General features: G+C 71.0%; 5 protein-coding genes. All 5 read left to right on the top strand.

Going from position 1 to position 4,889, the window contains the following annotated elements:
- A partial coding sequence (locus tag DIZ27_RS44640) for a hypothetical protein (protein ID WP_258308930.1) occupies positions 1-774 on the top strand: 774 nt, incomplete at its 5' end.
- 26 nt (positions 775-800) lie between these two features.
- Positions 801-1,685: a glycosyltransferase family 2 protein gene (locus DIZ27_RS44635; protein WP_109383944.1), complete on the top strand. Its 885-nt coding sequence runs from the start codon at positions 801-803 to the stop codon at positions 1,683-1,685.
- A 41-nt stretch (positions 1,686-1,726) separates the two neighbouring features.
- On the top strand, positions 1,727-2,500 hold the full coding sequence (locus DIZ27_RS44630) for a PIG-L deacetylase family protein (protein WP_181384040.1): 774 nt from the start codon (positions 1,727-1,729) through the stop codon (positions 2,498-2,500).
- 47 nt (positions 2,501-2,547) lie between these two features.
- Positions 2,548-3,594, top strand: coding sequence for an NUDIX domain-containing protein (locus DIZ27_RS44625; protein WP_258308929.1), 1,047 nt, complete (start codon positions 2,548-2,550; stop codon positions 3,592-3,594).
- Positions 3,595-3,861: 267 nt separating this feature from the next.
- Positions 3,862-4,140 carry a GFA family protein gene (locus tag DIZ27_RS48345; RefSeq protein WP_375232094.1) on the top strand — a complete coding sequence of 93 codons (279 nt, stop codon included), beginning with the start codon at positions 3,862-3,864 and terminating at the stop codon, positions 4,138-4,140.
- Positions 4,141-4,889: the final 749 nt, after the last annotated feature.

The following is a 4,889-nucleotide window of genomic DNA, read 5'->3' as shown; positions in this document are numbered from 1 at the left end:
GCSCGGCAGTTCCAAGTGGCTGCCTCGGGGCCGGAGGTGTGGGGGTGGCAGGGCCGCACCCTGGGGCGCCGAGCTGGGGACTGCTGGCTGCGGGTCGTCTCCGCCGAGGTGGACAAGGCGGGCGGACGGCTGTGGGAGGGGACGGCGACCGCTGACACGCGTGTGCCGCGGTCGGTACCGCGGCCGCGGCTTCGCGGCGTTCTCGACTGGACCTCACCGGACGTCGCCTACCGGGCGGAACTCACCGAATACGTGTCCGTCCAGCCGGTCACCAGTGGCACTCCCGCGCTCGACCAGGACATCGCTCTGCCCGACTCGTGGTGGTCGGAGCTGAAGTCCGCGCTCGGGACGCTCGCGACGGTGCCCACCGACCGGGAATCGGTACGGCAGAACTGGGTCGACCGGAACTTCCGCCGCTTCCTCGGCATCGACCCCGTCCGGATCCGTGAGACAACGACCGGGCACGCCGATCTGCACTGGGCGAATCTGACACGAGCGCCCCTGGTCCTGTTGGACTGGGAGAACTGGGGCCGGCTGCCCGTGGGCTACGACCTGGGTCTGCTTCATGCGTACTCGCTGGCCGCGCCGGCGACCGCCGCCCGGATCCGGCGTGAGTTCGGCCACGTCCTGGACACGGACGCCGGCCGGACCGGAGAGCTCATCGCCCTCGGGCAACTTCTCCAGGCGTGCTCCCGGGGCATCCACCCTCACCTCGCCCCGCTCGTCGCCCGCCAGGCCGAGCACCTCACCGGCACCCCCGTCCCCACGCCCTGACCGGCCCCGACCGCCTGGAGGAACCCATGTCCCGCCCACGCGTCGACGTCGTCGTTCTGACCATGAACGACCGCCCTGCCGAGGAAGCAGCCGCGCAGGCGACACTCCTTGCCCAGAGCTGCGTCGACGTGCGGGTGGTGGTCGTCGGCAACGGCTGCAAGCCCGAGGTCGTGCTACCCGGTGCGCTCACCGTGTGCCTGCCCGAGAACATCGGCATCCCCGGCGGTCGTAACGCCGGCGCCGACGCGCTACGCGACGCGGGCGATCCGGCCGACTGGTTGTATTTCCTCGACAACGACGCCAGCTTCCCCCGCCCCGATGTCCTCGCCCGGCTCGTCGCCGAGGCCGAGCGGCATCCAGAAGCCGCCTGGGTGCAGCCCCGGCTGACCGGCCCGGACGATGTGACCACGCCACGCCGCTGGGTCCCCCGGCTGCGCGCCTCGAACCCGGGACGGCCGGGAAAGGTCGCCTCGATGACCGAAGGCGTCGTCCTGATCCGACGCGACGCCTTCGCCGCGGTAGGCGGGTGGGAAGATCAACTCTTCCTGTATCACGAGGGGTTCGACCTGGCCTGGCGGCTGTACGAGGCGGGCTGGTGCGGCTGGTACGCGGCGTCGATCCGTATGCACCACCCACTCACCGAACCCGCCCGCCACGCGCTGTACCACCGGCTCGCCGTCCGCAACCGGATCTGGATCGCCCACCGCAACCTCCCCGCCCCGCTCCTCCCCCTCTACCTGAGCGCCTGGACCACGATCACCCTGGCCCGGGCCGTGCGCGGCGGCGGACTGGACCAGACACTGCGCGGCATGCGCGAAGGATGGACGAGCCGGCGTACGCAGCGGCGGCATCCGATGAGCTGGCGCACCGTCTACCGGCTCACCGCCGCCGGGCGGCCGCCAATCATCTGACCCCTTTACCCCGTCCACCACTTCGAGGAGTCCTCTTTACCATGAACCAGCCGTCGTTGCCCTCGCTGCTGGGGGTGTTCGCACACCCGGACGATGAGAGCCTCCTGGCCGGCGGCGTACTCGCACAGCACCGCGCCGCCGGGGCACGCACCGGTGTCGTCACCGCCACCTGGGCGCCGGACAGCAGGCGCGCGCCCGAACTCGCCGCGGCCCTCGCTGTCCTGGGCGCCGGTCCCCCGCGGCTGCTCGGCTACGGCGATGCCCGCAACCCCGAGTCCGCCCCCGGTGAGTCCCGCCTCGTCGACGCGCCCCTCGACGAGGCCATCGGCCGTCTCGTTACCCACATCCGCGACTTCCGCCCCGAGATCGTCGTCACTCATGACGTGGTCGGCCAGCTGACCGGCCACCCCGACCACGTACGCACCCACCAGATCACCCTGCTCGCCGCCGAGGCCGCCGGTCTCGAGCACCTCTCCCCCGAGGCTGGCACCCCCTGGCAGCCGTCGGCGCTGTACGCGGCCACGCATTCGGAAGCTGGCGTGGGCCGGCTCAGGACCCTGCTGAAGAGGGTCGGGAAGAGCGTGCTGACCGTCCCCAACGCGTATGTCACCACGACCGTCGACGTCAGCCCGTGGGCCGGGGTGAAGTGGTCCGCCATCCTCGCCCACCAGGGGGAGGTCGCACGCGAACGGCCCCTGCCCGGCATCCTCGCCCGCCTGCCCGAAGCCGAACGCAACGAGATCATCAGCACCGAGTCCTTCACCAGGCTCGCTCCCGGCCCCGTCGCGAGCGATCCGTACCGGCTCCTCGCCTGACAGGCACGCCCCCGCACGCCGCGCGCACCGCACAACTGGAGTCCAAGATGACCACCACACCTACCTCGGACGAAACACCGAGCGCCTTCACCGACAAGAAGTACGGGGCCCAACGCACCGAGGCCGCCGTGTGGGCCGGAGCGTCCGCACTGATCACCGACCGGCGCGGCCGGGTCCTGGTCGAGCGCGTCAGCTACCGCGACACCCGCCTCCTGCCGGGCGCGGTCGACAAGGGCGAGTCACCCGCCCACGCCGCCTCCCGCGAACTGCGCGAAGAACTCGGCGTCACGATGGCACTCGACCGCGGGCTTGCCGTGGACTGGGTCTCCGCCGCCGGCGCCAACGCGCGCCCCGCCATGCGGTTTCCCGGCGAGGTCCTGCACGTCTTCGACGGCGGGACGTGGGGCGACGAACAGATCGCCGCCATCCGGCCCCGCGAAGGCGAGATCGAGGCGGTCGACTTCGTCGAGCCCGCCCGACTGCCCGAGCTGATGTCACCCGACAACGCTCGCCGGGCTCTGTCCGCGCTGCGCGCCCGTATCAACGCTGCCGGCCCCGCCCTGCTGGAGGACGGTCTCCCGATCGCCCCCACCGTCCTGGACCAGGCCGGTGTCCTGCGCACCGTCCGCGCCAGGCACCACTTCCCCTTCCATACCGGCCCGGCTCCGGAAGACCTTCCCGTACACCAGGTCTGGGGCTGGTTGTTTGCCCCAGACGGCCGCGTGCTCGTGCTACTGGAGCCGGACACGGGCGCGGCCTGCCTGCCCGGCGGCACTCCCGAACTCCAGGACCGCGGCGACCCTCTGCTCAATTGCGCCGGGAGACCCGCGAGGAGGCCGCAGCCGAGGTCGGGGAGCCGCTGTTCATCGGGCACCTTTCCGCCTTCGACGGAACGTGCTCCCGTCTGCGGTACGCCGCCGTCCTCACCCGCCTGGGGCCTGCGCCTGTTGATCCGGCCACCGGCCGCATCCACATCCGCACCCTGCCCACACCTGAACAGGCTCTGGAGCTCTTCGACTGGGGCGGGCCGGCCGCCGACCAGCTCGTCGCCCTCCACCAGGCCCGCACCCGGCTCAACATCCCCAAAGCCGTAGGCCAGCCCATCACCGAACCGGCAGCCGACACGCTGACCCTCTGATAGCCCCCTGCCCGGTTCCAAGAACGTCGGGCCACACCGAAGCGAGAACCGCATGACCAGCTCTCACGCCACCCCTGCCGCCAACGCCAAGGGAACCGAAGATGACGAAGGGCGTACTGGCGGCTGCCTGTGCGGACGCATCCGTTTCACCGCACGAGGCCCGGCCGTCTTCCCCCACACCTGTGCTTGCTGTCACTGTCAAAAGCTCGGCGGCACACCAGTGATGTGGTGGGTGGGATTCGAGACGGTCACCTGGACCGGTGAGGGTGGCGAACCAACCTGGTACGAGACCTTCGAAGGCGAGGCGAAGCGCGGCTTCTGCTCGACCTGCGGCAGCCGCCTCGCGGCAATCGACAGCGACATCCCAGAGGTCGGCATCAACGTCACCACCCTCGACGACATCAGCGGCCCAGACCTCGTGCCGATCCACGCGTCCTTCCGCGACAATGCCGTGCACTGGCTGCCTCCCGTGCCGGAAACCGAGCACCACACGGCTGGATAACCGCCGTCCACCGATCGGCAAGTCACCCGCTCCCCAGGGCGGCCCGACCTCACCAGCGTCGTCGCCTTACCGTCCCGTGCCCCCTGGCAGGACACCGAGAACGTGCTCTCCGCGAGTTCCGCTCCCTCTCGGCGTCGCTCGAATCCAGGTTCAGCCGACGCCGACACTCCCTCGGCTCGCACCCGGACGCCCACAGCCGCGAAGTCCCCGGAGGATCCAGCGCCAAGCCCGGCGAGCCCCCTGCTCATGGCCGCGGCCGAGGGCACCGAGGGGACCGGCCTTCCCCGGCACGGCTCCACCTCGTCGGCGCCCACCAGGCGGCCGACGCCCTGTCCGCCCTCTTCATCCGGCGTTCGCTGGACTGCTCCGTTCGCTGTCACGCGATCGGGGAGGACGGGTGGCCTCTGACCGGCGGGGCCGGCTCAGGTCGCCAGGCCGAGGAGGCTCGCAAGAACGGACGCGGACTTCGGGTCTGAATCCGGTTACACGAGCAGGCTGGCGTGGGGCTGAGCCTCGATCCACCGCGTGAATTCTGCTCACGGGCGTCGGGCGGGTTCCGGGTGTTTCTTCGGGACGCAGGCAGCGGTGATCGCCGGGTGGCCGACCGGTGCGGGGTCTCCAAGGTTCTTTCGGGTCGTGGGCGGTCAGGTCGAGCGTGTGGTTCACGTGACCATGCGCTGTCCGGTCGTCGTCCACAGGTCGACGAAGTCGGCTTCCCAGGGCCAGTGTTGGGACAGGTGGAGGGTGAG

It is taken from the genome of Streptomyces sp. NWU339 (genome assembly GCF_003143855.1).
In the GTDB taxonomy this organism is placed as follows: domain Bacteria; phylum Actinomycetota; class Actinomycetes; order Streptomycetales; family Streptomycetaceae; genus Streptomyces.
The sequence above is the reverse complement of the archived record's forward strand: the minus strand, read 5'-3'. Positions and strand labels throughout refer to the sequence as shown.

Excerpts from the sequence above, each read along its gene's own strand:
- DIZ27_RS44635 (WP_109383944.1), top strand. The coding sequence starts at position 801 with ATGTCCCGCCCACGCGTCGACGTCGTCGTTCTGACCATGAACGACCGC.
- DIZ27_RS44630 (WP_181384040.1), top strand. The coding sequence starts at position 1,727 with ATGAACCAGCCGTCGTTGCCCTCGCTGCTGGGGGTGTTCGCACACCCG.
- DIZ27_RS48345 (WP_375232094.1), top strand. The coding sequence starts at position 3,862 with ATGTGGTGGGTGGGATTCGAGACGGTCACCTGGACCGGTGAGGGTGGC.
- DIZ27_RS44625 (WP_258308929.1), top strand. The coding sequence starts at position 2,548 with ATGACCACCACACCTACCTCGGACGAAACACCGAGCGCCTTCACCGAC.